The organism is Janibacter sp. HTCC2649 (assembly GCF_000152705.1).
Lineage (GTDB): Bacteria > Actinomycetota > Actinomycetes > Actinomycetales > Dermatophilaceae > Knoellia.
This window is the reverse complement of sequence record NZ_CH672413.1, coordinates 1652736-1678982: the sequence shown is the minus strand read 5'-3', so window position 1 is coordinate 1678982 and position 26247 is coordinate 1652736. Positions and strand designations below refer to the sequence as shown.

Below are 26247 nucleotides of genomic sequence, written 5' to 3'. Positions count from 1 at the left end.
TCCTCAGCAGTCCTGCGACCGCGCACCAATGGGGGTGCCGCGGCGATCCTGGAGGAGCAACGATGCCCAGTCCACGCCGCCTGTATGCCGTCCTGGCCGGTTCCGCCGTCGCTCTGGCCCCGCTCGTGGGGGCCGCGCTCCCCGCAGCGGCCGTGACGACGTCGGTTGCCCTCGCCGGGTCACTCCAGTCGGAGCTCGGCTGCCCCGACGACTGGCAACCCGAGTGCAGCGCAACGGAGCTGACCCGGGTCGGTGACACGACGGCATACGCCAGGACGTTCTCTCTCCCGGCAGGGAACTACGAGTTCAAGGTCGCGATCAACGACTCGTGGGACATCAACTACGGGGCGGGTGGTGCCTTCAACGGGGCCAACATCCCGCTCGTGCTCGAAGGCCCCGCGACGCTGAAGTTCACCTATGACGACGTGAGCCACCTCGTGACGTTCACGCCCGAGGGCCTCTCGGGCGGCACGACGGGGGCCGACGCGGCCCTGGCCCAGAACTCCCTGCGCTCGCCGCTCACCAAGGAGCGCTTCTACTTCCTCATGGCCGACCGGTTCGCCAACGGCACGACGGCCAACGACAAGGGCGGGCTGACGGGCGGCCCGCTCACCACCGGGTTCGACCCCACCAACAAGGGCTTCTACCACGGCGGTGACCTCAAGGGCGTGCTCAACAAGCTCGACTACATCAAGGGCATGGGCACGACTGCCATCTGGCTCACGCCGAGCTTCAAGAACAAGCCCGTGCAGGGCAAGCCGGGGGAGGAGAGCTCGGGCTACCACGGCTACTGGATCACCGACTTCACCCAGATCGACCCCCACCTCGGCACCAACGCTGAGATGAAGACGCTCATCGCGGCGGCGCACAAGAAGGGGATGAAGGTCTTCTTCGACATCATCACCAACCACACGGCTGACGTCATCGACTACCAGGGTGGGGCCTACACCTACAAGTCCAAGAAGGCCTCGCCCTACACGAACGCCACGGGTGTGGCCTTCGACGACCGCGACTACGTGAACCAGACGTTCCCCGAGATGAACCCGGCGACGTCGTTCCCCTACGTGCCGTTCTTCCACCCGGGCGATGAGGACGCCAAGACCCCCGCCTGGCTCAACAACCCCCTGATGTACCACAACCGCGGCGACTCGACCTTTGCCGGTGAGTCCTCGACCTACGGCGACTTCATCGGGCTCGACGACCTCTTCACGGAGCGGCCCGAGGTCGTCGACGGGATGGGCGAGATCTACAAGGAGTGGGTCGACTTCGGCATCGACGGCTTCCGCATCGACACCGTCAAGCACGTCAACCTCGAGTTCTGGCAGAAGTTCGTGCCGGACATCCTCGGGGAGGCCAAGCGCGTCGGCAACGACGACTTCTTCGCCTTCGGTGAGGTCTACGACGGCAACCCCGCAGTCATGTCCGAGTACACGACGCGCGGCAAGCTGCAGGCCACCCTCGACTTCGGGTTCCAGCAGCAGGGCGTCGACCTCGCCAAGGGCAAGCCGGCCAACGTGCTGGCCGACTTCTTCGCCAAGGACGACTGGTACACCGACGCCGACAGCAACGCCTACGAGCTGCCGACCTTCCTCGGGAACCACGACATGGGTCGCGTCGCAATGTTCCTCAAGGAGGGCACGGCCAACGAGGCCGAGCACCTGGCGCGCGTGAAGTTCGCCGAGTCCCTGATGTTCGCGACGCGTGGCAACCCGGTGACCTACTACGGCGACGAGCAGGGCTTCATCGGCACCGGAGGCGACCAGCTGGCGCGCGAGGACATGTTCGCGAGCAAGGTCGACATCTACAACACCGAGGATGTCCTCGCCGGGCCCGAGGGTTCGCGCGACCGCTACGCCACGGACCACCCGCTCTACACGCACATCCGTGACCTCTCGGCGGTGCGTGCCAAGAACCCCGCGCTCGCCGACGGCGCCCAGGTGGCGCGGTTTGCTGCCGAGGGCGCTGGGATCTTCGCGGTCTCGCGCATCGACGCGTCGCAGAAGGTCGAATACGTTGTCGCGGCCAACAACTCCGCGTCGGCTGCCTCGGCGACCTTCCCGACCTGGAGCAAGGGCAAGGGTGTCGTCTTCACGCCCGTCTCCGGCACGGACACCGCGGTCAAGCCGGCCGCCGACGGATCGGTCAAGGTCACGGTGCCGCCGCTGACGGTGAGCATCTGGAAGGCCAACAAGGCGATCAACACCTCTGGGGCTGCGCCGACCGTCGAGGTGTCGACGGGTGCAGCCCACACGGTTGCCGGTCGGGCCGAGATCTCTGCGGACGTCAGCGCCAGCACCTTTGCGCAGACGACCTTCCTCTATCGGCCGGTCGGCACGACGCAGTGGCGCACCATCGGGACCGACGACAACGCTCCGTTCCGCGTCTTCCACGACGTTGCGGGTATGCCGCTCGGCTCGGTTCTCGAGTACCGCGCTGTCGTGCGCGACGCGGGTGGTCGGGTGGCCGCTGACGGCACCTGGGCGACCGTGGTGGCAGACACGCCGCCGCCGGCACCGGCCGAGATCGGCGACTCACCGGCGACCCAGCCGACGTCGGTCGTCCCGGCCGGCACGCACAACTCAGAGATGGGGTGTGCCACCGACTGGGAGCCGTCATGTGTCGCAGCCCGTCTGGCCCTCGACGCCAAGGACAAGATCTGGAAGGGCGCGTTCACGTTGCCGGCCGGGCCGTACGCCTACAAGGCAGCGCTCAATGGCGACTGGACCGAGAACTACGGCGACAAGGGTGTGCGCGACGGCGCCAACATCTCCTACGAGACCCTGGACGGCACGGTGACGTTCTACTACGACCCGACGACGCACTGGGCGACGTCGGACGAACAGACCGAGATCGTCACCGTGCCCGGCGACTTCCAGTCCGAGCTGGGTTGTCCGGCCGACTTCTCGCCCGACTGCATGCGTCCGTGGTTGCAGGACAAGGACGGCGACGGCATCTTCAGCTGGGCGACGACGAAGATTCCCGCCGGCACGTGGCAGTTCAAGGTGGCGCACGACCTGTCGTGGACCGAGAACTACGGCGACGGTGGTGTGCCCAACGGCGGCAACATGACGCTCACGGTGCCGACGGATGGAGCCAAGACGTCCTTCACCTACAACTCGACGACGCACCTCACGACCGTCACGAGCCAGTGACCCGCTCGGCCGCGCGCTTGCGCTCGCGGCCGAGCTCCCACAGGTAGTGGTCGAAATCGACCTCCATCGTGTGCCGGGCTGACTGGTAGAAGCGCTTCTTGTATGCCGTGTCGTCCGCGGCGAGTTCGGTGCGCAGTTCCGCTGTGGGCGGGAGCGCGAGCTCACCGGTCAGCAGGGCTGCCACGAAGGCACTCTGCGCCTCCGACAGCGGCATCACGGCGCCCACCGGCTGAAGCAGCCCGATGAAGAACAGGCCGGGTAGGTCGGGGTGGACCATCCGCTTCCACAACGGGAGGTCGTTGCCGGGTGCCGAGACCAGCGACGGGTCCAGGAACGGGAAGGTCACGCGGTAGCCCGTCGCCCACACGATCAGGTCGCACGGGACGGAGCTGCCGTCGGTGAAGACCACGCGGTCACCGTCGAGGCGCTCGATCCCGGGACGGGGGAGGAGCTTGCCCGAGCGCAACGCACCGCGGATGCCCTCGGACTGCACGGGGTGTGACTGCCCGGGCCGGTGCTCGGGCTGGGGCAGACCCAGTTTGGCGACGTTGCCGGAGAGTTTGGCCCCGAAGGCCAGACGGGCGCTGGTGACCCACCACGGCAGCCACGACGGCAACGTCACCTGGTCGGACGGCATACCGAGAAGGAATTTGCGCAGCACCCACTGGCCACGCCGCTGGGAGATGTGCGCCGACCGGGCGACCTTCGACGCCTCGACGGCGATGTCCATGGCCGAGTTGCCGGATCCCACGACGACGACGTCGTGGCCGCGCAGTTGCTCGGCGGAGTTGTAGGCGTGCGAGTGGATCTGGGTGCCGTTGAACGTGCCGGGGTATGCCGGTTCGGGCAGGCGCGCGTCCCAGTGATGGCCGTTGGCGACCATCACGTTGTCGTACTCGCGCTGCTGAGCGCCCTCGGGCCCGGTGAAACTCACGCGCCAACGACCGTCGTCCGTGTGCTCGACCCTGTCGACGCGCGTGTCGAACGTGATGGTGTGACGGAAGCCGAAGTGGTCGACGTAGGCCGCGAAGTAGTCCGCGACCTGGTGGTGCGCCGCGTAGTCCGGGTAGCCCTCCGGCATCGGGAAGTCCGAGTAGGCCATGCGCGGGCACGACGTGTTGATCTCGAGCGTCTCGTAGCAGGCCGACTGGCCATTGGGGTTCTGGTGGACCCACGTGCCCCCGATCGCGCTGCCGAGCTCGAAGCAGTCGAAGGGGAGCCGAGCCTCATAGAGCGCCTTGGCGGCCGCGATCCCGCTGGAGCCGGCGCCGATGACACAGGTGGTCGGCAGCGTGGGATCGGGGGCCAGGCGCTCCCGGCGGGCTGGCGCGCGGTCCTTGGGCTTGACGAGGTAGGCCATGAGTCGATGCTTCCACCGAAACCTCGTCGCGGGCAGGGTTTCAGGCGGTGGCCGCGTCCGGGTCGCCGTCAGTGAGGTCGATCGCGCGCCCGCGTTCGCGGCGGCGGGCCGGGAGGAAGCAGATGAAGCCCACGGTGCTCACCAGGCCAGCGAGGACCATGGCGGTGCCGATGGACGTTCGTGCGGCGAGCACGCCGAGGAGCGGACCGACCACGGCGCCGCCACCCTGCATGGCCAGAGAACCCATCGAGAGGATCGTTGCCCGGTTCTTCGAGCTGGCCTCGCGGTGCATGAGGCCCATGTAGGCCGGGCTTGCGGCTCCGTGCATCGTGTAGGTGAACAGGTAGGCGGCGATGAGTGCCGCCGGTCCGAGGGTCAGTCCCATGACGACGACGCCGAGACCGTTGATGACGCGGCCGAGGATGGCCGCGCGCACGAGGCCGAGGCGATCGGCGAGCCGACCGCCGAGCCATGACCCGAACGAGAACAGCGCCCAGCCAGCCGCGGCGGAGGGACCCATCCAGACACCTGCCCGTTCCTCCGAGCCCAGGAGCTCGGCCAGGCGCAGCGGCATGAGCGTCTCGTAGGCCATCATCCCGGTGACCCAGAACAGCTCGACGAGCACCAGGCTGCGCAACACCACGTTGGTGCGCAGCAATCCCAGCCCCTCGCGGATGACAGTGGGGGTGTCACGCACCGATGATGCGAGTCTCAGGCCGAGGCGTCCCGTGCTGCGTGGCGTCTCGCGCATGAGCGTCAGGGTTGCCAGCAGGTGCACGACGCACAGGGCGACGAAGATCTGGACGGGCAGGAGCAGGGCAGATGACTCCTTGAAGGGGTGCCAGGCGACGAGTCCACCGGAGATGAGCGCGCCTCCTCCCATGCCGACGCCGACGAGGACGCCCTGGATCGAGATGGCGCCGTGCACGTCTGCGCCCGGCTCTCGGTCGTGGATGGTGTCGACGTACCAGGCTTCGAGTGGCCCGGAGTCGAGCGCCCGGTAGACGCCCATGAGTCCGGCGGCGAGGGCGAAGGTCCAGAAGGACTGCGCGAAGAGGTAGGCGAAGCCCGCGATGATGTTGACGACACCGGCGATCAGCAGGACCGGTTTGCGTCCGAGGACGTCGGCGAAGCCACTCGTCGGCAGCTCGAGCAGGAGGACCATGATCCCCTGGGCGGTCATGTAGAGCGTGATCTGCTGCACCGACAGTCCGCGCTCACGGGCGATGAGGGTGAAGATTCCGGCCACGAAGCCGACCGGCAACCACCGGGTCGTCGACAACAGGAAGAAGACGCGCTTGGCTGCGGCGGGGGAGAGGTTCGTGGTCATGACTCCTCCCCACGCGGGATGCGATCGAGGTCCAGTGGATAGGTGACGCTGTAGACGGCGAGGCGTCGCGCTGCCGGATTGCCCTGTCCCACACGGCGATAGCGCGCGACGACCTCGTCGAGCTCGGCCTTCATCTCCTGCAGTTGCGCCGGAGTGGCGATGACGTAGGAGTCGTTCATGCCAGCGGCGTCGCGCCAGGCGATCGGCCACGCGGCCTCGACGTCGAGCCACTTCTCGAACTGCTCGGCGAAGTGCCGCGTGTAGTCACGCACGAGCCAGTTGAGCGCCGTCTCGGAGTCCTCGTCCCCGTCGAAGTCGCTGGGTTCGAACGTGTGGCTCTCGGTGGCGGCCCGCCAGAGACGCCTCTTGCCCTCACCCTCACCGGTGTCGGCGACGAGGCCCACCGACTCGAGCTTGCGCAGGTGATAGCTCGTGGCGCCGGAGTTGGTGCCGAGGGAGGTCGCGAGGTCGGTGGCCGTCGCAGGACCCCCACGCCGCAGGCTCGAGAGCAGACGTGAGCGCAGCGGGTGAGCGAGCACCTTGAGCGAGGCGGCGTCGAGGCGGAGGCCGGTGAGACCCGCGTTGTCGAACGTTTCGGAGGGCATGCGTGCACAATACCTGTGCACACTATGTTTGCACAACCTTTGTGTATGCCGTGTTCTCGCCGCTGTTTGTGCAGGTCAGGTGCCCTTTTGGGGTGAGTTGGGGTCGATTTGGGTGCGAGACGGCTCATCCGTAAACTTGAGGACTGTTGTGCCGTGCGCCCTTCCCAGGGTGGCCCGAGAGGTGACTCCAACATTCAGGCGGAGTCCTGGCGGGAGCACACGGCATACCCCTGAGGTTGGTCTTCGGACGCAATCACAGGCTCCCCGTTCCATCCACACGTTAGGTAACACCGTGCGTACCTTCACCCCGAAGCCGGGCGACATCACCCGCACGTGGCACATCATCGATGCCACGGACGTCGTGCTCGGTCGCCTCGCCGTTCAGACGGCGACGCTCCTGCGCGGCAAGCACAAGCCCACCTTCGCCCCTCACGTTGACGGTGGCGACTTCGTCATCATCATCAACGCCGAGAAGGTTGCCCTCACCGGCGCCAAGGCCGAGCAGAAGCGCGCCTACCGCCACTCCGGCTTCCCGGGTGGTCTGCGCAGCCGCAACTACGTCGAGATGCTCGAGAAGTACCCCGAGAAGGCCGTCGAGAAGGCCGTCCGCGGCATGCTCCCGCGCACGACCCTGGGTCGTCAGCAGCTCACGAAGCTCAAGGTTTACGCCGGCGCCGAGCACCCCCACGCTGCTCAGCAGCCCAAGCCCTTCGAGATCACCCAGGTGGCCCAGTAATGACCGAGAACACCAGCATCGAGGCCCCTGAGGCTGAGTTCGGCACCGACACCGAGGACCAGGAGATCACCGAGTACACCTCGGAGTCCTCCGCTGACGTCGCAGGCGAGGCCCGCCGCGCTGCCGTGACCGCGCCCGGCGCAGCCACCGGTCGTCGCAAGCAGGCCATCGCCCGCGTGCGCATCGTCCCCGGCACCGGCGAGTGGAAGGTCAACGGCCGCACGCTCGAGGCCTACTTCCCCAACAAGGTCCACCAGCAGATCGTCAACGAGCCGTTCACGATCCTTGAGCTCGCTGACGCCTACGACGTGCTCGTGCGTGTCCACGGTGGTGGCCCCTCCGGCCAGGCCGGCGCCGTCCGTCTCGGTGTCGCCCGCTCGCTCAACGGAATCGATGAGGAGCTGAACCGTCCGGCACTCAAGAAGGCCGGCTTCCTCAAGCGCGACTCGCGCGTTCCCGAGCGCAAGAAGGCTGGTCTCAAGAAGGCCCGTAAGGCACCCCAGTACTCCAAGCGCTGATCCCGCTGGCGCGGTCTCATCGCTTGGCTCCTCAAGCGCTGATCCCGCTGGCGCGGTCTCATCGCTTGGCTCCTCAAGCGCTGGATCGAGCCGGGCCCAGCCAGCCAATGGCGGCACCCGATTTCTTCGGGTGCCGCCATTGGCGCGTTCAGGGGTAAGTTCGTCGAGATGCGCGATCCAGCGCGCCGCCTGCTGTCGCCGGCGTGGCGCGCGTTCGCCGATCCGACTGTCTGACAAACGAAAGGTCCACCGAGCATGTCTCGACTCTTCGGCACCGACGGTGTGCGTGGTCTCGCCAACGTCGACATCACCGCCGACCTCGCCATGCGGCTCGCCATGTCGGCAGCTGAGGTCCTCGGTCGCAGCGCACGAGAGGCCGGGCGCAAGCCCAAGGCCGTCGTGGGGCGCGACCCGCGAGCCTCGGGTGAGTTCCTCAGCGCGGCCGTGATCGCCGGACTCGCGTCGTCCGGTGTCGACGTCCACGACGTCGGCGTGCTGCCGACTCCAGCGGTCGCCTTCCTCACCGCCGACATGGATGCCCACTTCGGCGTCATGCTGTCTGCCTCGCACAACGCCATGCCCGACAACGGCATCAAGTTCTTCGCTCTTGGCGGACACAAGCTCCCCGACGCCCTCGAGGACGAGATCGAGGCCGGTCTCAACACGCCGCCCGTGCTGCCCACGGGGGCACAGGTCGGGCGGGTACTCCAGAACCGAGCCGGCCAGGCGCGCTATGTCGCACACCTCCTCGAGGCCATCCCCAACCGGCTCGACGGTCTCACCGTCGTCATCGATGGCGCCCACGGTGCGGCCTCGTCGGTCTCGCCCGAGGTGTTCCGACTCGCTGGAGCCGAGGTCATCGAGATCGGCACGGAGCCCGACGGGCTCAACATCAACGACGGCTACGGCTCGACACACCTCACGCACCTCAAGGACGCCGTGGTTCGCAAGGGCGCCCACCTGGGTATTGCGCACGATGGTGACGCCGACCGTTGCCTCGCTGTCGACGCAGAGGGCAACGAGATCGACGGCGACCAGATCATGGGGATCCTCGCGGTCGACATGAAGTCACGTGGCGCCCTGCACGAGGACACCCTCGTTGCCACCGTCATGAGCAACCTCGGCCTCATTCAGGCCATGGAGCGCGAAGGCATCAGGGTCAAGCAGACCGGAGTGGGGGACCGCTACGTCCTCGAGGAGATGCGGGCCTCATCGCACACCCTCGGTGGTGAGCAGTCCGGCCACGTCATCCTGCTCGAGCACGGAACGACTGGCGACGGCGTGCTCACCGGGCTCATGCTCGCCGCCCGCATGGTCGCGACCGGCAAGACCATCGCCGAGCTCGGCACGGTCATGACCCGCCTGCCGCAGGTCCTCATCAACGTCAAGGGCGTCGACAAGGCCCGGGTCGAGACCGACGAAGGCGTCCAGGCGGCCGTGGCCGAGGCTGGCGTGCAGCTCAACGGCTCCGGGCGCGTGTTGCTGCGCAAGTCCGGCACCGAGCCGGTCGTGCGCGTCATGGTCGAAGCTGCGACCAAGGACGACGCCCAGCTGGTCGCCGACCGCCTCGTCGCCGTCGTCAAGGACCGCCTCACCCTCTGACGCAAGCAGTCGAGAGTAGACAAATCCCCGCCTCCAGCGACTGGAGACGGGGATTTGTCTACTCTCGACCTGTGGGTCAGCCGAGGCCGTAGCGGCCGTGGGTGCCCGGCTGGCGTTCCTCGAGGCCGTCGGCTGTCGCGTCGGCGATGTGGCGTTTGTTGTATGCCGCGTCCTCGGCTCCCGGGTCGACGTGCGTCGGGTCGAGCACCCGTTGCAGGAAGACCTTGGTCCGCTCCTCCTTCGGTGAACCGATGACCTGCTCGGGGGAGCCCTCCTCGACGATGTAGCCACCGTCCATGAAGATCACCCGGTCGGCCACGTCGCGAGCAAAGGCCATCTCGTGGGTGACGACGAACATCGTCATGCCCTCACTGGCGAGACGGCGCATGACAGACAGCACGTCACCGACGAGCTCGGGGTCGAGGGCAGAGGTCGGCTCGTCGAAGAGCATCAGCTTGGGGTCCATGGACAGAGCGCGGGCGATGGCCACGCGCTGCTGCTGTCCACCGGAGAGCTGCGCCGGGAAGGCGTCCTCCTTCTCGGAGAGACCGACCTTCTCGAGGTTCTCGCGGGCCTTGGCCTGCGCCTCCTCCTTGCCCCGCTTGAGGACGGTGGTCTGCGCGATGGTGCAGTTGTCGAGCACCGACAGGTGCGGGAAGAGGTTGAACTGCTGGAAGACCATGCCCATGTTGCGGCGGATGGCGTCGATGTCGCAGTCGGGGTCGTTGACCTCGTCGCCCCCCACCAGGATCGAGCCGCTGGTGGGCTGCTCGAGCAGGTTGATGCAGCGCAGGAAGGTCGACTTGCCCGAACCCGAGGGCCCGATGACACAGACGACTTCGCCCTGGCCGATCGTCGCGCTGAGGCCCCGGAGGACGTGGTTCTCACCAAAGGACTTGTGCAGGTCGGTGACCTGCACGACGGGGGTGGAAGTGGTGGCTGCACTCATGGGGCTCAGCGCTCCTTCTTCTGTCGGGCTTCCATGCGGCGCACGAGGATGGAGAGCGGGAGGGTGATGACCAAGTAGCAGAACCCGGCCACCACGAGTGGCGTGAGGTTGGCGTTGGTGTTGGCGAGGTCACGGCCGTACTTCGTCAACTCGTAGCCCGTGGTCGACAGCCCCAGCACGTAGACGAGGGACGAGTCCTTGACGAGCAGGATGATCTCGTTGGTCAGTGGGGGCGTGATGACCCGGAAGGCCTGCGGAAGGACGATTTTGCGCGTGGCGACGCCGGCCGGCATACCCAGGGAACGAGCTGCCTCGATCTGTCCCGGAGGGACGGCCTGGATGCCGGCTCGGATCGTCTCGGCCATGTAGGCCGAGGCGACGAGGCCCAGGGCGATCCACACGGTGCCGTAGGGGTCGAAGGGGATGACCAGCCCGGAGAAGGCGAGTGGCAGCAGGCCGAAGGCGATGAAGACGACGATCGCCGGCAGCCCGCGGAAGAACTCGATCCAGACCGTCGCGAGCCAGCGGTAGGGGCCCACCGACGACAGCCTCATCAGGGCGAGCACCGTGCCGAGGAGCAGCCCGATGATGAAGGCGCCGGCGGTGTAGACGAGCGTGTTCTTGAAGGCGTTGGGAAGGCCCTCGGTGAAGGTCGCCTTGACCATGTCGGAGCGGAAGAAGACCTGCTGGATCTGGGTCCAGTTGGCGGCGAACACGAGCACGAGCGCCACGGCGATGAGGAGTGCGTACTGCACCCATCGGATCCGTTGGGCGCGTTTGCGTGGGGACAGCTTCTTCTTCGGAGGTGCTTCAGTGGTGGTGGTGCTCATCAGTTCTCCTGCCGACCTGAGGGGTCAAGGGTCCGAACGCCGAGGGGCGACGGTCCGGTCGAAACCGTACCGCCGCCCCCGGCGCTGTGAAAGGTCACTTCGGGGCGTCGACTCCGAACCACTTCTTGTAGATCGTGTTGTAGGTGCCGTCGGCCTTCGCGTCCTTGAGGACCTGGTTGCCCAGCTCGGCGAGCTTGGTGCCGTTGGCGTCCTTGATCTTGTACATCAGGCCGTACTGCTCACCCGTCGCGAACTCCTTGACGACCTCGGTCGTGGGGTTGTCCTTGACGTAGTCGAAGAGCGGGCCGTTGTCGTTGATGGCACCCTCGACGCGACCCGACAGCACGCCAGCGAGCTGGGTCGGCAGGTCATCGAACACGACGGGGGTGTAGCCGTTGGCGGCCTTGTTGTCCTCGGCGTAACTCTGGCCGGTGGTGTCGGTCTGGACGCCGACCTTCTTGCCCTTGAGGCCGGGCAGGTCGGTGATGCCCGAGCCCTTCTTGACGATGAGCGCCTGGGTGGCATCGAAGTAGGGGTCCGAGAAGAGGACGGCGAGCTTGCGCTTGTCGTTGATCGTCGTCGCGCCGTAGCCGATGTCGCACTTCTTCGCTGCGAAGGCAGCACCCGAGGTGATGGTGCCGAACTCGATGTCGACGACCTCCTGCTCGACGCCGAGCTTCTTGGCGATGAGGTCACCGAGGTCGACGTCGAATCCGACGACCTTGGAGCCTTCCTTGAACTCGAACGGCTTGTAGGACAGGTGCGTGCAGGCCTTGAGCTTGCCGGCCGTGATCAGCGTGACGCCGGCGGAGTTCGTGGCGGCGGGGGTGTCCCCGTCACCGGAACCGCAGGCGGCAAGGGCCAAAGTGGAAACGAGCGTCACGGCAGCGAGGGCGCTGGCGCGGCGGATACGTGAGGTGGTCACCGGGGAACTCCTTGGCGGTAGTGGACGTGGTCGACCCACGTCGGACTAGTTCGTGACCCTACCCAGCACTGGGCACGATGAAGCGCCTTTCCTCCATCAGACCCCCGAATCGTGATCTGTGTTGCGCGCGTGTTGCGGGGTTTCACGCTTGGTGCGCAGCGATGATCCGGGCATATTCGCGGCCGGAGTCCTTGATGGTGCGCTTCTGCGTGTCGTAGTCGACGTGGATGATGCCGAACCGCTTGCTGTAGCCGAAGGCCCACTCGAAGTTGTCCATCAGGGACCACGCGAAGTAGCCGCGGATGTCGGCGCCGTCATCGATCGCTTGCTTCGCAGCGTCGAGGTGACCATGCAGGTATGCCGTCCTGTCCGGATCGTGCACCGCCTCACCTTTGGGGCCGGTCTCGATGACGTCCGGCCAGGCCGAGCCGTTCTCGGTGATGTAGATCGGCAGCCCGGACTCCTGCGACGAGCGCACGAGGATGTCGTGGTGGCCCTGCGGCGAGATCTCCCAGCCCATGTCGGTGAGCGGCGGGTGGGGCTCGGTCTCCTCGACGTTGTCGCCGCCGGGGAGCGGATGGACCGCACCTTCGGAGTGGCGGACCCGGGTGGGGAAGTAGTTGTTGACCCCGAGGTTGTCCAGGGGCGCGTTGATGACCGCGAGGTCCCCGTCCTGGATGTATGCGTGGTCGGTGAGGTGCGCGGTGTCGTCGAGGAGGCTTTGTGGGTAGGCGCCGTGGAACAGGGGGCCGAAGAAGATGCCGTTGAGGACGTTGTCTGCCCGGCGCACGGCATCGAGGTCGGCATCGGTGGGGTTGTCGGGGCCGTAGACCTGGGTGGGGTTGAGGGTGATCGACACCTCCGCGTCCGCGCAGTTCTCGCGGATGACCGGCACGGCGGTCCCGTGAGCCAGCATGAGGTGGTGGGCGGACACGAGTCCCTCGACCGGGTCGGTGTGACCGGGGGCGTGGTGACCGAGTGAGTAGCTGAGCAGCGACGAGCACCACGGCTCATTGAGGGTCGTCCAGTTCTTGACCCGGTCGCCGAGGGCGCCGACCACTGCGCCGGTGTATTCGGCGAACCAGTCCTTGATGTCGCGGTTGAGCCAGCCGCCCTTGTCGCCGAGCACCTGCGGAAGGTCCCAGTGGTAGAGCGTCACGAAGGGCCGAATTCCGTTGTCCAGCAGCGTGTCCACGAGTCGTGAGTAGAAGTCGATGCCGGCCTGGTTGATCGCACCCGTGCCGGTGGGGATGACGCGGGGCCAGGCGACGGAGAAGCGGTAGGCCTCGAGGCCGAGCTCCTTCATGAGCGCGACGTCTTCGGGAACGCGGTGATAGTGGTCGCACGCCACCTCACCCGACTCGCCTCCGAGGACCTTGCCGGGCTCGGCGCAATAGGTGTCCCAGATGGATGGCGAGCGGCCGTCCTCGGCCACCGCACCCTCGATCTGATAGCTCGCGGTTGCTGCGCCCCACAGGAAGCCGTCGGGGAAGGTCGTCTCGAACGTCATGGACCCAACGTAGTCGTGGACGCCGGGCTGGGGCATGGTGTTCGTATGCCATACGAAGCGCTCACCAAGACCCTGTACACCACTGCCGCGACCGCCAAGGGTGGGCGAGAGGGCAACGTCAAGAGCGAGGACGGTGTCATCGACCTCGTGACGGGCAAGCCGGGCAGCAAGACCAACCCCAAGGCCAACCCCGAGACTCTCTTCGCCGCCGGCTATGCAGCCTGCTTCGGGAACGCTCTCAACTCCGTCGCCCGCAGCCAGGGCCTGGACACCAGCGAGTCCACCGTGACCGCCTCGGTGGACCTCGGCACGACCGAGACGGGTGTCGGCCTGGCCGTCGCCCTCGAAGCGGTCATCCCCGGAGTCGACGAGGCCACGGCCCAGGCCCTCGTCGAGGCCGCCCACCAGGCCTGCCCCTACTCGAAGGCGACGCGCGGCAACATCGACGTCACCGTCACGGTTCGAACGGTCTGACAGATGACCTCAGTCACGATCATCGGCGGACACGGCAAGATCGCGCTGCGCCTCGCCCGGCAGTTGGCCGACTACCGCTACGACGTCACGTCCTGGATCCGCAAGGGCGACCAGGCGGGCGACGTCGAAGAGACCGGTGCCAAGGCGGCCGTGCTCGACGTCGAGTCCATGTCGGTCGAGGAGATGACCGAGGCGTTCGCCGGAGCCGATGTCGTCGTGTGGTCCGCCGGTGCCGGTGGCGGGAGTCCAGAGCGAACCGTCGCCGTTGATCGTGACGCGGCGATCCGCTCCATGGACGCCGCCGTCGCTGCTGGCGTGCCGCGCTACGTGATGGTTTCCTACTTCGGCGCAGGCCCCAATCATGGTGTGCCGGAGGACAATTCGTTCTTCACCTATGCCCAGGCCAAGTCCGACGCTGACGCCTACCTTCGGGAGACGTCGTTGGACTGGACGGTCCTCGGGCCGAGCGCACTCACGGACGACTCGGGCACGGGCCGCATCGAGGTCGGTGAGGGTCTCACCAGCTCGCACGTCACCCGGGACGACGTCGCGACCGTGGCGGCCTACGTCGTCAAGCACGACGTCTTTGCCCGCACCACGGTGCTGTTCAACAACGGTGACACGACGATCAAGCAGGCGCTCGACGCGATCGTCTGACTCTCAGCCGGGCACGACCTCATCCCCGATGCGCACCATGCCGGTGTCGTCGGGGATGAGTTGTATCGCGAACCAGGTGGCGCCGTCCCACCGTCGATGGCGGGCCAGGGTGCGAATCGGCTCCTTGCCCGTCGTGAGGGCGTCGAGGTCGATCGTCGTCATGACGCATCGGTCCACGGGCTTCGCGACGCGGAACGGCACGTCGCCGATGCGCACGGTCGTCCAGGAGTCCTCGACGAAGGCCTCGAGGTCGCCGTCGATGACGAGGTTGGGTCGGAAGCGTGCGATCGGCAGGGGCTCGGGAAGCTCCTCGCCGCGCTCGACGGCGCCGTCAGCGATCCAGTCGTTGAGCTGGGCGAGGGAGCGCAGGCTCGCGAGTGTCACCGGATAACCATCGGCGTATGCCGTGTGGTCGCCTTCGCGACTGAAGTCCGGGTTGAGGGATCGGCGGGTGGGGTCGGGGCACCGGACGAGCTGCAGGCCAGGTCGTCCGACCACGGCGCTGATCCAGTCGTCGGCCTCCGGGGAGACGAGTGTGCCGGTGAGGTCGTGCCGATGCAGCCGCACCGGGATCTCGCGCTCAGTGTCCCGGGCGAGATGGAGGTCGGGAAATCCGTCTGCGCGGAGCCGAAGTCCCTGTCCCACAGCAGAATCCGTCTCGGCGACGTCTGGAGTGATGGCGAACAGGCGGTGCTCCTCGCGGGCCGAGACGAGCTTGCCGTCGCCGTCGACCACCATCCAGCGGCGATCACCGGCGAGGCCCGCGCGTTCCACGGTTGCCGTGTCGACCGGTCTGATGGCCCCGCTCTTGAGCGGGTGAATGTTGAGCGCAACGACTTTCACGGAATACCCCGCTTGTTTCCTCAGACGCGGCGGTCGAGCTTGCCGCTGTCCACGTCGTAGATGAAGCCGCCGACGGCGACGGTGTCGGGGATGAGGGGGTGGGACCTCACGGCAGCAACGTCGGCCTTGAGGGCGGCCTCCTGGTCGTTGATCACGTGGAAGCCCTGCCACGAGGCATCGGAGCCAGCCTTCTCGCCGATGATCTCGCGCAGCTCGGTCTCGGTGTACTTCGTCATCGCGCAGCTGGTGTGCGGGACGACGAGGATGCGTTGGACGTTGAGCAGGTGGACGCCGAGGACGAGTGCCTCAAGGGCTGCAGCCGTCACGCGGCCGCCGGGGTTGCGGAAGATCTTGGCGTCACCGGGGGAGAGGCCAAGCATCCCGAGCGGGTCGATCCGCGAGTCCATGCACGTCACGACGGCAACACCGCGGTGGGCGATGCCGTCGAAGCCGCCGAGGGTGAACTTGGCCGCGAACGCGTCGTTGGCGGCAAGCAGGTCGTCGAATCCCAGTGCGGGAGTGGTGTTTTCGCTCATGTCAGTCCTGGTCGCTTGGGGATGGTCATCGCCATCGGCTTGGTCACAGATGCAAAGAAGTCGTTGCCCTTGTCGTCGACGACGATGAAGGCGGGGAAGTTCACGACATCAATTTTCCAGATCGCCTCCATGCCGAGCTCGGGGTACTCGAGCACCTCGACACTCTTGATGCAGTCCTGGGCGAGGCGCGCCGCGGGGCCGCCGATCGACCCGAGGTAGAAGCCGCCGTGCTCGTTGCAGGCGTCGGTGACGACCTTGCTGCGGTTGCCCTTGGCGAGCATGACCTTGGACCCGCCAGCGGCCTGGAACTGCTGGACGTAGGAGTCCATGCGACCGGCGGTCGTCGGACCGAAGGAACCGGACGGCATACCCTCCGGGGTCTTTGCGGGACCTGCGTAGTAGACGGGGTGGTCGCGAAGGTAGTCCGGCATCTCCTCGCCGGCGTCGAGGCGTTCCTTGATCTTGGCGTGCGCGATGTCGCGGGCGACGACGAGCGGGCCGGTGAGCGAGAGCCGGGTCTTGACGGGGTGGGCCGTCAGCTCGGCGAGGATCTCGTCCATCGGTCGGTTGAGGTCGATCTCGACGACCGCACCCTGGCCGGTCGAACCGGCTCCGGTCGCCTCGTCGCCATGGGCTTCGAGGGCGTCGTGAGTGGTGTCCGGCAGGAATCGCGCCGGGTCGGTCTCGAGCTGCTCGATGAAGACACCCTCGGCCGTGATCTTGGCGAGCACCTGACGGTCGGCCGAGCAGGACACGGCGATGGCGACGGGCAGTGAGGCGCCGTGGCGGGGGAGGCGGACGACGCGGACGTCGTGGCAGAAGTACTTGCCACCGAACTGCGCGCCGATGCCGAACTCGCGGGTCAGGCCGAGCACCTGCTCCTCGAGCTCGGTGTCGCGGAAGCCGCGTCCCGTTGCCGCGTCGCCCGTGGTGGGGAGGGTGTCCAAGTATTTGGCGCTCGCGTATTTCGCTGTCTTGAGGGCGAATTCGGCACTCGTGCCGCCGATGACGATGGCCAGGTGATAGGGCGGACAGGCGGCGGTGCCGAGGCCGCGGAGCTTCTCGTCGAGGAAGCGCATCATCGCGGCCTCGTTGAGGACGGCCTTGGTCTCCTGGAAGAGGAAGGACTTGTTGGCGCTGCCGCCGCCCTTGGCCATGAAGAGGAACTTGTAGGTGTTCTCGTGCCCCTCGGCAGTGTCCGCGTAGATCTCGATCTGCGCGGGGAGGTTGTTGCCGGTGTTCTTCTCCTCCCACATGTTCACGGGGGCCATCTGCGAGTAGCGCAGGTTGAGTCGCGTGTAGGCGTCGTAGATGCCGTTGCTCAGGGCCTTCTCATCGACGCCCTCGGTGAGCACGTGCTGTCCGCGCTTGCCCATGACGATCGCGGTGCCGGTGTCCTGGCACATCGGGAGCACGCCACCCGCGGCGATGTTGGCGTTCTTGAGCAGGTCGAGCGCCACGAACTTGTCGTTGTTGCTCGCCTCGGGGTCATCGAGGATGTTGCGGAGCTGCTGCAGGTGCGCGGGGCGCAGGTAATGCGCGATGTCGTGCATCGCCGTCTCGCTGAGCAGGCGCAGGGCCTCGGGTGCGACCGACAGGAACTGGCGCCCGCCTGGTCCATCGAGGACCTCGACGCCATCCGTGGTGAGGAGCCGGTATGCCGTGTCGTCATTGCCGATCGGCAGGATGTCCTCGTAGGCGAACTCAGGCATCGTGCTCAGATTTCCTCTCGCGTTGGTGCGTAGGCGCCGGCGTGGCCGACAGTGATCGCGCTGGTGGCCATCGCCCGGCTGACCGAGCCGGCGACCGCTTCGATGGTCGCGGTGCTGAGCCGCTGTCGGGCGTCGGTGTCGCCGAGCAGGCGGGCGTCGAGCAGCCCCGAGATTAGGCCGGCCATGAACGAGTCGCCGGCGCCGACGGTGTCGGCCACCTCGTCGACACGGGCGGGGGCCTCGGCGATCTCGCCCGTCGCGGTCGCGCGGTAGGTGACTCCGTCGCCACCTCTGGTGATGACGACAAGTCCCGGTCCCAGCCGCCCCCAGGCGGCCATGACATCGGGAAGTGACTCACCGGCATACAGCCATTCGATGTCGTCCTCGCTGGCCTTGACGACGTCGCTCAGGGCGATGAGCTCTTCGACACGAGCGCGGGTCTCATCGACGTCGCCCATGATCGAGGGGCGGACGTTGGGGTCGTACGAGATCGTGGCGTGCTCGCGGGCGTCGGCCAGGGTCTGGGTGACGACGGTGGCGCCGGGCGTGAGGGTTGCCGCGATGGAGCCGGTGTGGACGTGGCCGAACGTGTTGAGGTCCGCGACGGGGCGCAGGTCCCAATGGAGGTCGAAGACGTACTCAGCCGCACCGGAGTCATCGATCGTGGCGATGGCCGTCGAAGTGGGGTGGCTGCCCGTGTCGAGGTTCTCGATGGCGACGCCGTGCGAGGTGATCTGCTCGTGGCACCGGGTGCCGTGGTCGTCGTCGCCGAGGGTGGTCGCGAGGACGGTGTCGTGGCCGAGGCGTGCGATGCCCATGGCGACGTTGGCGGGGGAGCCCCCGACGTGCTCGGTGACCGCGCCGTCGGGGGTGTGCACGATGTCGACGAGCGTCTCGCCGACGACGAGGACCTGCTGCGTGGTGCTCTGGTTGGTGGCCATGTCAGGCCACGCCCTGCGGGAGACCAGCGGTGCGGTCGAGGACGTGGTGGCTCTCGATGACCCGGACCGTGCCGGACTTGCTGCGCATGACGATCGAGTTCGTGATCGCCCGTCCGCGGGAGTAGCGCACGCCCTGGAGGAGTTCGCCGTCGGTGATGCCAGTCGCGACGAAGAAGCAGTTGTCGGAGGTGACGAGGTCCTCGGTCGTGAGCACGCGGTCGAGGTCGTGGCCGGCGTCGAGGGCCTTTTGTCGTTCGTCGTCGTCCTGGGGCCAGAGGCGACCCTGGATGACACCGCCGAGGCACTTGATGGCGCAGGCCGTGATGATGCCCTCGGGGGTGCCGCCGATGCCGAGCAGGAGGTCGATGCCGGTCGTCTCGCGAGCGGCGGAGATGGCGCCGGCGACGTCACCATCGGAGATGAGCTTGATCCGGGCCCCGGTGTTGCGGATCTCCTCGGCGAGCTTCTCGTGGCGCGGGCGGTCGAGCAGGACGACCGTGACGTCCTCCGGGCTCTCCTTCTTGGCCTTGGCGATCCGGCGAATGTTCTCGGCAGCAGGGAGGCGGATGTCGACGACGTCAGCAACCTCGGGGCCGGCGACGAGCTTGTCCATGTAGAACACGGCGCTGGGGTCGTACATCGTGCCCCGGTCGCTCACGGCCATGACGGCGATGGCGTTGGGCATGCCCTTGGCAGCCAGGGTCGTGCCGTCGATGGGGTCGACCGCCACGTCGACCTCGGGGCCGTTTCCGTCGCCGACCTGCTCGCCGTTGAAGAGCATGGGGGCGTTGTCCTTCTCGCCCTCGCCGATGACGACGGTGCCGCGCATCTCGACGGTGGAGATGAGGGCGCGCATGGCCTCGACGGCCGCGCCGTCAGCGCGGTTCTTGTCACCGCGACCGACCCATCGGCCACCGGCCATCGCGGCGGCCTCGGTGACACGAACGAGCTCGAGCGCGAGGTTGCGGTCGGGGACGTTCGTGGACGGGGCGTCGGGCATGGGGAAACCTGTCTTCCTTGACGTGGCGCGAGGGCTGGATCGGGCTGGGATCCTGCGCGCCCGACTCTATCGCCGACCCGATACGTCGATTCCTGCGGTCATCAGGGACCATGGGGACGTGAGCACCACGCCGACGGGCACCGAGCCCAGCACGCCGCCGAAGAGCCGCTACTCGATGGGATCCACCCCCAACATGGTGCGGTCCCTCCTCGTCATCGGCGCGCTCATGGCCCTCATCTGGTTCATGACGCCCCGGGTGAACACTCTCGGCGGTCCCGTCGTCGACGTCCACGGCACGGCTGTGCAGGTGGCCAAGGACAGCGGCTGGCCGATCTCCGAGGCCGTGGACCTGCCCAAGGACTGGAAGACGACGAGTGCTCGCTACGTCAAGGGGACCGACGGGCTCATGACCTGGCACGCGGGCTACCAGGCTCCGTCGGGCAACTACGTCGCGGTCGAGCAGACGCGTGACGCCACCCAGGTGTGGGTTGACGCCCAGACCAACCGAGCTCGGCGCATCGGTGAGCTGCAGATCGGCGACACCACCTGGCTCAAGTACGAGCGTGGGGCCAAGGTCCAGAACAGCCTGCTCGACCGCCGCAAGGAATCAGGTGCCATGACCACGTTGCTCACGGGCACTGGCACTTTCGACGAACTCAAGTTCGTCGCCGAACACCTCGGCCCGGTCACCCAGTAACGCCACCGGGGCCTGGCGCGACGCGGCCCAAGACGGTTCGCGAACCATTCGCATACTCGTGAACCACCTCAATCCGGTTCGCGAGCCTCAAAAGGGTTCGCGAACCAGGTTGGCGCGTGGGGGAGGGTCTACTCGCTGAGCTTGGCCTCGGCGGCGTCGAGCCACGTGGCGCAGTGCGCGGCGAGTGCCTCGCCCCGTTGCCACAGGCCCATGCTGTCCTCGAGTCCGACCTGGCCGTTCTCGAGCCGGGCCACGATGTCGACGAGTTCGTCCCGCGCCGCCTCGTAGCTCATCTCCGCGACATCCGCGTTGGCGTCGACCTCAGCGGTCGCCGTCGTCTCGACGTCGGCGTTGACCTCGGCGTCGGTGGTCTCGGGCTGCGGGGTGCTCTTGGCCATGCCGAGCACCCTAACCCTCGGTGCGGACACCGAAGTCCCCGCGAGCCACGGTCACGTGGAGCAGCTCCTTGATGGCCAACTCGTCAGGGTCGTGGACGATCGCCCCGTCCACCCGCTGCACGATCGCATAGCCCCGGTCGAGCGTTGACTGCGGCGACAGCGTGCGCACCTGGGCGCGCAGGTGCGCTACGCCGTCCTGGTGGCGGTGCAGCTGGGCCTGGGTGCGGTGCCTGGCCCGCGCTCGCAGTGCCAGAACGACCTCGCGCTGCACGCGAACGAACGCTGCGGGGTCAGCCAGCACGGGGCGTGACCTCAGCTCGACGAGGCGCCGCCGCTCGTGGTGCAACCGTCCCTCGAGAGCGCGACGACCCCGCGTACGCGCAGCCTCGATGACCTGGTGCTCGCGGTCGGCGTCGGGGACGATCGCCTTGGCCGCGTCGGTCGGCGTCGAGGCGCGGTGGTCCGCCACGAGGTCGAGCAAGGGCGAGTCGACGTCGTGGCCGATGGCGCTGACGACGGGGGTGCGCGCAGCCGCCACGGCGCGGATCAGCGCCTCGTTGCTGAACGGCAACAGGTCCTCCACGTTGCCGCCACCGCGAGCAATGACGATGACATCGACATCGGGTATGCCGTCCAACTCACTGAGTGCCGCCGTCACCTCCGTGACGGCGTTGGCTCCCTGCACGGCAACCTGGCGGATCTCGAACTGCGCCGTCGGCCACCTACGCCGGGAGTTCTCGACCACGTCCTTCTCGGCAGCGCTGGCCCGGCCACAGATGAGTCCGATGCGACGGGGGAGGAAGGGTAGGGGGCGCTTGCGATCAGCGTCAAAGAGACCTTCGCTGGCGAGGTTGCGCTTGAGGTACTCGATCCGGGCCAGAAGCTCGCCGACGCCGACCGGGCGGATCTGCCGTCCGTCGAGCATGAGGCTGCCCCGCTGGGTCCAGAACGTCGGCTTGGCCTGAACGACGACGCGAGACCCCTCCGTCAACGGAGTGCCCATGGCGTCGAGCGCGTTGACCTGGATGGCGACGGACAGGGACATGTCGACGTCCGGGTCGCGCAGGGTCAGATAAGCCGTCCGGGCGCCGGGTCGACGGTTCAGCTGGACGACCTGGCCCTCGACCCACAGCGTCGACATCTTGTCGACGTACTCCGCGATCTTCATCGAGAGCAGGCGGACCGGCCACGGCTGCTCGGCGGTGGTGTCGCCGGCCCGCTCGGGGAGAGCTGGGCGCGCGTCGGGGCTGGTCACTGGGCCACTGTAGGAGGTGGGTCCGTCAGCGCTGTTGGCGTCGACGCCCCGAGCGGAGCATCGCCCGCTGCAGGTGCAGTGGTGCAGGAGCCGGGGGCAGCGTCGCGGGAGCCTCCGGTCGGCACCCGGCAAGGAAGTAGGCCACGTGACGCCGCCAGGCATCGGGCAGGTCGTCGCGGGTCACCTCGAGGATCCCGGCGAGGGCGAACGACAGGACGGGTAGGTCCTCGGGCGTGACGTCGTCGCGGATCGCACCGGCCGCCCTGGCGCGGTCGATGACCTCAACCGTCTTGCGATAGGTGCGCTCGCGCCGACCGTCGCGTCGGTGGCCCAAGGGCACGGACGACTGGATGAGGTGGGTGAAGCCGCGGTTCTCGGCCTGGAGTGCTCCCATGCGTTCCACCAACCCGGCGAAGGCCTCCCACGGATCCTCTTCCGCCAGGGCCATGTCGGCGCTCGCGTCATAGCCGGCGAAGGCGTCCTCGAACGCTTCCTCGACCAGCGCCTTGCGCGTGGGGAAGCGGCGATAGAGCGTCGCGATGCCCACTCCGGCGCGGTCGGCGACCTCCGTGAGGGGCGCCGAGACGCCACGCTCGCCGAAGACCTGTTGGGCCGCGGCGATGATCCGCCGGCGGTTGGATTCGGCGTCGGCGCGCAGGCCTCGACAATCCTGCCCGTCTGGAGAACTCATCGAAGCAGCATAAGTGGAATACAGTCTCCACTTGTCACGTTGTGGCCTTCGCACAGCGACGGGTCGTCCGGAGCTGCCCAGAAAACCGAGAGAGAAACCATGAACACCACGCTGTGGATCATCCAGATCGTCCTTGCCGCCGCCTTCGTGATGGCGGGCGCCATGAAGCTCAGCCAGGGCAAGAAGCTGCAGGACAAGATGGCGTGGATGGAGGGCTTCTCCGAACCCGCCGTCCGCTCCATCGGAGCCGTCGAGCTCCTCGGCGGCATCGGCCTCGTCCTGCCCGCCGCCACCGACATCGCGCCGTGGCTCACGCCCCTGGCGGCCGCTGGCCTGGCCGTGACGATGGTCGGCGCTGTCCTGACACACGTCCGCCTCAAGGACCCCATCGCGATGGCTGTCCCGAGCATCGTGCTGGGTCTGCTGTCCCTCTTCGTCGCGTGGCAGCGCTTCGGTCCGAACTCGTTCTGATCGCACCTGCCCGACCACGAACGAACTGACGGCGTATGCCGTGAGCCGAGCTCACGGCATACGCCGGCTTTGGGCGGTTGGGGACGCCACGCAGCGAGACCTACGATGGAGGCATGACCGCCATGACTGACCAAGCCACCAAGCGCGTGCTCCTCGCGGCGCCTCGCGGCTACTGCGCAGGAGTCGATCGTGCGGTCGTCACGGTCGAGAAGGCGCTCGACCTCTATGGCGCTCCGGTCTATGTCCGCAAGGAGATCGTCCACAACAAGCACGTCGTCACGACGCTCGAGAAGCGCGGCGCGATCTTCGTCGAGGAGACCGACGAGGTGCCCGAGGGCTCGACCGTGATCTTCTCGGCGCACGGTGTTGCCCCCGTCGTCCACGAGGAGGCCAAGGCGCTCGGTCTCAAGACGATCGACGCGACCTGCCCGCTCGTGACCAAGGTCCACCGCGAGGCCGTCCGCTTCGCCAGCGACGACTTCGACATCCTCCTCATCGGTCACGAGGGCCACGAAGAGGTCGTCGGCACCGCTGGTGAGGCGCCCGAGCACATCACCCTCGTGGAGGGCCCCGACAGCGTTGACGGTGTCGAGGTCCGCGACCCCGACAAGGTGGTCTGGCTCTCGCAGACCACACTCTCGGTCGACGAGACCATGGAGACGGTGCGGCGCCTGCGCCAGAAGTTCCCGCTCATGCAGGACCCGCCCAGCGATGACATCTGCTACGCCACCCAGAACCGTCAGCTCGCCGTCAAGCACATGGCGCCTGACTGCGACCTCATGATCGTCGTCGGCTCCCGCAACTCCTCGAACTCGGTGCGTCTCGTCGAGGTCGCGCTCGAGCACGGCTCCAAGGCGGGATATCTGGTCGACTACGCCGACGAGATCGAAGAGTCCTGGCTCGACGGTGTCGGGACCGTCGGAGTGACCTCCGGCGCCTCGGTGCCCGAGCTTCTCGTGCGCGGCGTTCTCGACTACCTCGCCGAGCGCGGGTACGAGGACGTCCGCCCGGTCCGTGCGGCCGAGGAGTCACTCGTCTTCTCGCTGCCCAACGAGATCCGCCGCGACCTCAAGGCCGCTGGCATGTCCGACAAGATGGTGCACGACGCCGGCTTCACCGAAGACGGTTCCCTGCACTGACGCCTGCGGCGTTGTGGAGTATGCCGTGAGCTCACCGGAGCCGATCGCCCTCGCCTTCCCGTTCACGGGCACGTGGCGAGTGGAGAACTCACCTGCCCGGCGCGTGCCCAGCCACGGCACCGAGGCGTTCGGGGTGTCCCACGCCATCGACTTCGTCGCGGTCGAGGCGGGAAGTGTCGGACGAGGCCGCTCCGCCCCGCAGACCCGGCGCACGTGGTTCGGCCTCGAGGCGCCCGAGGTCTTCGTCGGGTTCGGGCAGCCAGTGCTCGCACCGATGGCAGGCGAGGTCGTCGCGGTCCATGACGCCGAACCCGACCACGAGGCACGCCGGTCCCCGCTGCGACTGATGGCCTATGCGCTGGGACAGGCATCTCGTGCGCGGCTCGGGACCCTCGGCCTGGCCGGGAACCATGTCGCCATCGCGATCGCGCCGTCGGGGCCGTTCGTGCTGCTCGCCCACCTCAAACAGGGGTCAGCGGCGGTGCGCGTCGGGGACATGGTGGAAGTCGGGCAGCAGGTGGGGGAGTGCGGCAACTCGGGCAACAGCACCGAACCCCACGTGCATGTCCAGGTCAGTGACTCGATCGGTGGGATCGACGCCAAAGGTGTGCCGGTGACTTTTCGCGCGCCCGACGGTCGCATGTGGGTTCCCGGCGAGGGCGAGATCGTCACCGCCTGAAAGCTCCCGGAGATCAGCCGGTCGGGCGCTCCCGTTCGGAGTCGGTGGCGCGGGGGACATCGGGAAGGTCGAGCAGGAGGTCTGGGCGCTCGTGGTCGGCACCCACGGCCTCCAACAGTTCGATCGCCGTGAGGACCCGTGGGCCGGTCTGGAGCGGCTCGAGCTGCGGCAGCTCGTCGGTGACCACGTCGAGCTCCTGCATCCGTCGCGCCGTGACGAAGACACGTGACTCGAGGGCGCCGACGAACTGGTTGTAGCTCTCCACCGTCGCGTGCAGCGACCGCCCCATCTTGGCCGTGTGCGTGCCGAGAGTGGCGAGTCGGCGATAGAGCTCCTGACCCAGTGCCAAGAGCTCACGCGCACTCGACGAGAGCGAGTCCTGCTGCCACCCGAACGCCACCGTGCGCAGCAGTGCGAGCAGGGTGCCGGGGCCGACGAGGACGACGCGTGAGGCCATCGCCCGCTCGTGCAGTCCCGGATCCGCGGCCAGGGCAGCACCGAGCATGGCGTCGCTCGGGACAAAGCAGACGACCATCTCGGGAGTGGTGTCGAACGCCGACCAGTAGTCCTTGGCCGCAAGTGCGTGGACGTGCTGTCGCAGCGCCCTCGCGTGGTCGCGGAGCAGCTCGGACCGCTCGTCCTCGGGCAGGTCCTCGGTCTGGGCGTCGAGGAAAGCCGCCATCGGTGCCTTCGCGTCGATGACCAGCGAACGATCGCCGGGCAGGCGCACGACCACGTCGGGCCGCACCTCGCGGTCGTGACGGCTTCGCGCTCGCACCTGCTCCTCGAAGTCGCAGCGCGCCAACATGCCCGAGGCCTCGAGGACGCGGCGCAACTGCACCTCGCCCCAGGACCCGCGCACCGACGAGGACCGCAGCGAACCCGCGAGGGACTGTGTCTGCTTCCCCAGGTGCTGTGCCTCGGACTCGACGCGGCCCATGACGGCCCGGATGGCGCCGAACTGCTCGACCCGGTCGCGCTCGAGCACGCCCACCTGCCGCTCGACGCGCCCCAAGGCGTCACGCAGCGGCGCGAGCAGTGAGGCCGTCTCGAGATCCTCGGCCAGCGAGGCCTCGAGGTCGACGACTCGCTCGCGCAACAGGTCCCGTTCGGTCGCCACGGAGGCTGCGCGCACGGCATACGCCTGCTTGAAGAACAGGTATGCCGTGAGCGCACCGATGACGATGCCGCCCACCAACGCGATCCACGGGTTCATGAACGACACGGTGCCAGTCGG

General features: G+C 67.6%; 26 protein-coding genes. 10 read left to right on the top strand and 16 right to left on the bottom strand.

Annotated elements, in window-relative coordinates:
• Window positions 1-62 precede the first annotated feature (62 nt).
• Window positions 63-3152 (top strand): alpha-amylase family glycosyl hydrolase, encoded by a 3090-nt coding sequence (locus JNB_RS07915; protein WP_009775917.1) that lies wholly within the window; start codon window positions 63-65, stop codon window positions 3150-3152.
• Here JNB_RS07915 and JNB_RS07910 read toward each other — a convergent pair.
• The 3 genes from JNB_RS07910 to JNB_RS07900 are packed head-to-tail and all read right to left on the bottom strand — an operon-like array spanning window position 3139 to window position 6447.
• Window positions 3139-4512 (bottom strand): NAD(P)/FAD-dependent oxidoreductase, encoded by a 1374-nt coding sequence (locus JNB_RS07910; protein WP_009775916.1) that lies wholly within the window; start codon window positions 4510-4512, stop codon window positions 3139-3141. The genes JNB_RS07915 and JNB_RS07910 overlap by 14 nt on opposite strands.
• A 40-nt stretch (window positions 4513-4552) precedes the next feature.
• Window positions 4553-5842 carry an MFS transporter gene (locus tag JNB_RS07905; RefSeq protein WP_009775915.1) on the bottom strand — a complete coding sequence of 430 codons (1290 nt, stop codon included), beginning with the start codon at window positions 5840-5842 and terminating at the stop codon, window positions 4553-4555.
• Window positions 5839-6447, bottom strand: a complete 609-nt coding sequence (locus JNB_RS07900) for a helix-turn-helix transcriptional regulator (RefSeq protein WP_009775914.1) — start codon at window positions 6445-6447, stop codon at window positions 5839-5841. The genes JNB_RS07905 and JNB_RS07900 overlap by 4 nt, the downstream gene beginning before the upstream one ends.
• A gap of 292 nt (window positions 6448-6739) precedes the next feature.
• On the opposite strand from JNB_RS07900, the gene rplM reads away from it, so the two are divergent.
• The 3 genes from rplM to glmM all read left to right on the top strand — a co-directional run bounded on the left by rplM (window position 6740) and on the right by glmM (window position 9303).
• Window positions 6740-7183: a 50S ribosomal protein L13 gene (rplM, locus tag JNB_RS07895; protein WP_009775913.1), complete on the top strand. Its 444-nt coding sequence runs from the start codon at window positions 6740-6742 to the stop codon at window positions 7181-7183.
• Window positions 7183-7701 (top strand): 30S ribosomal protein S9, encoded by a 519-nt coding sequence (gene rpsI / locus JNB_RS07890; protein ID WP_009775912.1) that lies wholly within the window; start codon window positions 7183-7185, stop codon window positions 7699-7701. The genes rplM and rpsI overlap by 1 nt, the downstream gene beginning before the upstream one ends.
• 255 nt (window positions 7702-7956) lie before the next feature.
• A complete protein-coding gene (gene glmM / locus JNB_RS07885) occupies window positions 7957-9303 on the top strand; it encodes a phosphoglucosamine mutase (protein ID WP_009775911.1) in 1347 nt (448 codons plus the stop codon).
• A 76-nt stretch (window positions 9304-9379) separates the two neighbouring features.
• Here the strand turns inward: glmM and JNB_RS07880 are convergent, their stop codons facing one another.
• From JNB_RS07880 to JNB_RS07865, 4 genes are all read right to left on the bottom strand, one after another.
• Window positions 9380-10252: an amino acid ABC transporter ATP-binding protein gene (locus JNB_RS07880; RefSeq protein WP_009775910.1), complete on the bottom strand. Its 873-nt coding sequence runs from the start codon at window positions 10250-10252 to the stop codon at window positions 9380-9382.
• A 5-nt stretch (window positions 10253-10257) separates the two neighbouring features.
• Window positions 10258-11082, bottom strand: a complete 825-nt coding sequence (locus JNB_RS07875) for an amino acid ABC transporter permease (protein ID WP_009775909.1) — start codon at window positions 11080-11082, stop codon at window positions 10258-10260.
• Window positions 11083-11176: 94 nt separating this feature from the next.
• A complete protein-coding gene (locus tag JNB_RS07870) occupies window positions 11177-12007 on the bottom strand; it encodes an ABC transporter substrate-binding protein (protein ID WP_009775908.1) in 831 nt (276 codons plus the stop codon).
• Window positions 12008-12149: 142 nt separating this feature from the next.
• A complete protein-coding gene (locus JNB_RS07865) occupies window positions 12150-13517 on the bottom strand; it encodes a GH1 family beta-glucosidase (protein ID WP_040884424.1) in 1368 nt (455 codons plus the stop codon).
• A gap of 45 nt (window positions 13518-13562) precedes the next feature.
• Here JNB_RS07865 and JNB_RS07860 point away from each other — a divergent pair, with 45 nt between their 5' ends.
• Both JNB_RS07860 and JNB_RS07855 read left to right on the top strand, forming a co-directional pair.
• Window positions 13563-13991: an organic hydroperoxide resistance protein gene (locus JNB_RS07860; protein ID WP_009775906.1), complete on the top strand. Its 429-nt coding sequence runs from the start codon at window positions 13563-13565 to the stop codon at window positions 13989-13991.
• Window positions 13992-13994: 3 nt separating this feature from the next.
• On the top strand, window positions 13995-14648 hold the full coding sequence (locus JNB_RS07855) for an SDR family oxidoreductase (RefSeq protein ID WP_009775905.1): 654 nt from the start codon (window positions 13995-13997) through the stop codon (window positions 14646-14648).
• Between the two features lie 3 nt (window positions 14649-14651).
• On the opposite strand, the gene JNB_RS07850 is transcribed toward JNB_RS07855, so the two are convergent.
• From JNB_RS07850 to glpX, 5 genes are read right to left on the bottom strand one after another with little or no spacing between them, the layout of a single operon-like run.
• On the bottom strand, window positions 14652-15491 hold the full coding sequence (locus JNB_RS07850) for an MOSC domain-containing protein (RefSeq protein WP_009775904.1): 840 nt from the start codon (window positions 15489-15491) through the stop codon (window positions 14652-14654).
• Between the two features lie 20 nt (window positions 15492-15511).
• Complete coding sequence (locus JNB_RS07845; protein ID WP_009775903.1) at window positions 15512-16027, bottom strand: carbonic anhydrase; 516 nt, start codon at window positions 16025-16027, stop codon at window positions 15512-15514.
• Window positions 16024-17739, bottom strand: a complete 1716-nt coding sequence (locus JNB_RS07840) for a fumarate hydratase (RefSeq protein ID WP_009775902.1) — start codon at window positions 17737-17739, stop codon at window positions 16024-16026. The genes JNB_RS07845 and JNB_RS07840 overlap by 4 nt, the downstream gene beginning before the upstream one ends.
• Window positions 17740-17744: 5 nt before the next feature.
• Window positions 17745-18680: a carbohydrate kinase gene (locus JNB_RS07835; RefSeq protein ID WP_009775901.1), complete on the bottom strand. Its 936-nt coding sequence runs from the start codon at window positions 18678-18680 to the stop codon at window positions 17745-17747.
• 1 nt (window position 18681) lies between these two features.
• On the bottom strand, window positions 18682-19680 hold the full coding sequence (gene glpX / locus JNB_RS07830; RefSeq protein WP_009775900.1) for a class II fructose-bisphosphatase: 999 nt from the start codon (window positions 19678-19680) through the stop codon (window positions 18682-18684).
• Window positions 19681-19798: 118 nt separating this feature from the next.
• Between glpX and JNB_RS07825 the strand changes: the two genes are divergently transcribed.
• Window positions 19799-20377 (top strand): DUF4245 domain-containing protein, encoded by a 579-nt coding sequence (locus tag JNB_RS07825; RefSeq protein WP_009775899.1) that lies wholly within the window; start codon window positions 19799-19801, stop codon window positions 20375-20377.
• Between the two features lie 128 nt (window positions 20378-20505).
• Here JNB_RS07825 and JNB_RS22150 read toward each other — a convergent pair whose 3' ends face one another.
• From JNB_RS22150 to JNB_RS21870, 3 genes are read right to left on the bottom strand one after another with little or no spacing between them, the layout of a single operon-like run.
• The gene (locus JNB_RS22150) at window positions 20506-20775 is read right to left on the bottom strand and encodes an exodeoxyribonuclease VII small subunit (RefSeq protein WP_083784575.1); all 270 of its coding nucleotides are present in this window, start codon (window positions 20773-20775) and stop codon (window positions 20506-20508) included.
• Between the two features lie 10 nt (window positions 20776-20785).
• The gene (gene xseA, locus JNB_RS07815; RefSeq protein WP_009775897.1) at window positions 20786-22030 is read right to left on the bottom strand and encodes an exodeoxyribonuclease VII large subunit; all 1245 of its coding nucleotides are present in this window, start codon (window positions 22028-22030) and stop codon (window positions 20786-20788) included.
• 25 nt (window positions 22031-22055) lie between these two features.
• Entirely contained in the window at window positions 22056-22721 is a 666-nt protein-coding gene (locus tag JNB_RS21870; RefSeq protein WP_009775896.1) for a TetR/AcrR family transcriptional regulator, read from the bottom strand.
• Window positions 22722-22820: 99 nt separating this feature from the next.
• Between JNB_RS21870 and JNB_RS07805 the strand changes: the two genes are divergently transcribed.
• From JNB_RS07805 to JNB_RS07795, 3 genes are all read left to right on the top strand, one after another.
• On the top strand, window positions 22821-23192 hold the full coding sequence (locus JNB_RS07805) for a DoxX family protein (RefSeq protein ID WP_009775895.1): 372 nt from the start codon (window positions 22821-22823) through the stop codon (window positions 23190-23192).
• Window positions 23193-23305: 113 nt separating this feature from the next.
• Complete coding sequence (locus JNB_RS07800; RefSeq protein WP_009775894.1) at window positions 23306-24331, top strand: 4-hydroxy-3-methylbut-2-enyl diphosphate reductase; 1026 nt, start codon at window positions 23306-23308, stop codon at window positions 24329-24331.
• A 25-nt stretch (window positions 24332-24356) separates the two neighbouring features.
• Window positions 24357-25010 carry a M23 family metallopeptidase gene (locus JNB_RS07795; protein ID WP_040884421.1) on the top strand — a complete coding sequence of 218 codons (654 nt, stop codon included), beginning with the start codon at window positions 24357-24359 and terminating at the stop codon, window positions 25008-25010.
• 13 nt (window positions 25011-25023) lie between these two features.
• Here the strand turns inward: JNB_RS07795 and JNB_RS07790 are convergent, their stop codons facing one another.
• Window positions 25024-26226: a DNA recombination protein RmuC gene (locus JNB_RS07790; protein ID WP_040884419.1), complete on the bottom strand. Its 1203-nt coding sequence runs from the start codon at window positions 26224-26226 to the stop codon at window positions 25024-25026.
• Window positions 26227-26247: the final 21 nt, after the last annotated feature.

What these genes read in the sequence shown, in the direction of transcription:
- JNB_RS07915 (WP_009775917.1), top strand. Translation starts at nt 63, where the DNA reads ATGCCCAGTCCACGCCGCCTGTATGCCGTCCTGGCCGGTTCCGCCGTC.
- JNB_RS07910 (WP_009775916.1), bottom strand. Translation starts at nt 4,512, where the DNA reads ATGGCCTACCTCGTCAAGCCCAAGGACCGCGCGCCAGCCCGCCGGGAG.
- JNB_RS07905 (WP_009775915.1), bottom strand. Translation starts at nt 5,842, where the DNA reads ATGACCACGAACCTCTCCCCCGCCGCAGCCAAGCGCGTCTTCTTCCTG.
- JNB_RS07900 (WP_009775914.1), bottom strand. Translation starts at nt 6,447, where the DNA reads ATGCCCTCCGAAACGTTCGACAACGCGGGTCTCACCGGCCTCCGCCTC.
- rpsI (WP_009775912.1), top strand. Translation starts at nt 7,183, where the DNA reads ATGACCGAGAACACCAGCATCGAGGCCCCTGAGGCTGAGTTCGGCACC.
- glmM (WP_009775911.1), top strand. Translation starts at nt 7,957, where the DNA reads ATGTCTCGACTCTTCGGCACCGACGGTGTGCGTGGTCTCGCCAACGTC.
- JNB_RS07880 (WP_009775910.1), bottom strand. Translation starts at nt 10,252, where the DNA reads ATGAGTGCAGCCACCACTTCCACCCCCGTCGTGCAGGTCACCGACCTG.
- JNB_RS07875 (WP_009775909.1), bottom strand. Translation starts at nt 11,082, where the DNA reads ATGAGCACCACCACCACTGAAGCACCTCCGAAGAAGAAGCTGTCCCCA.
- JNB_RS07865 (WP_040884424.1), bottom strand. Translation starts at nt 13,517, where the DNA reads ATGACGTTCGAGACGACCTTCCCCGACGGCTTCCTGTGGGGCGCAGCA.
- JNB_RS07860 (WP_009775906.1), top strand. Translation starts at nt 13,563, where the DNA reads ATGCCATACGAAGCGCTCACCAAGACCCTGTACACCACTGCCGCGACC.
- JNB_RS07855 (WP_009775905.1), top strand. Translation starts at nt 13,995, where the DNA reads ATGACCTCAGTCACGATCATCGGCGGACACGGCAAGATCGCGCTGCGC.
- JNB_RS07845 (WP_009775903.1), bottom strand. Translation starts at nt 16,027, where the DNA reads ATGAGCGAAAACACCACTCCCGCACTGGGATTCGACGACCTGCTTGCC.
- JNB_RS07840 (WP_009775902.1), bottom strand. Translation starts at nt 17,739, where the DNA reads ATGCCTGAGTTCGCCTACGAGGACATCCTGCCGATCGGCAATGACGAC.
- JNB_RS07835 (WP_009775901.1), bottom strand. Translation starts at nt 18,680, where the DNA reads ATGGCCACCAACCAGAGCACCACGCAGCAGGTCCTCGTCGTCGGCGAG.
- glpX (WP_009775900.1), bottom strand. Translation starts at nt 19,680, where the DNA reads ATGCCCGACGCCCCGTCCACGAACGTCCCCGACCGCAACCTCGCGCTC.
- JNB_RS22150 (WP_083784575.1), bottom strand. Translation starts at nt 20,775, where the DNA reads ATGGCCAAGAGCACCCCGCAGCCCGAGACCACCGACGCCGAGGTCAAC.
- JNB_RS21870 (WP_009775896.1), bottom strand. Translation starts at nt 22,721, where the DNA reads ATGAGTTCTCCAGACGGGCAGGATTGTCGAGGCCTGCGCGCCGACGCC.
- JNB_RS07805 (WP_009775895.1), top strand. Translation starts at nt 22,821, where the DNA reads ATGAACACCACGCTGTGGATCATCCAGATCGTCCTTGCCGCCGCCTTC.
- JNB_RS07800 (WP_009775894.1), top strand. Translation starts at nt 23,306, where the DNA reads ATGACCGCCATGACTGACCAAGCCACCAAGCGCGTGCTCCTCGCGGCG.
- JNB_RS07790 (WP_040884419.1), bottom strand. Translation starts at nt 26,226, where the DNA reads ATGAACCCGTGGATCGCGTTGGTGGGCGGCATCGTCATCGGTGCGCTC.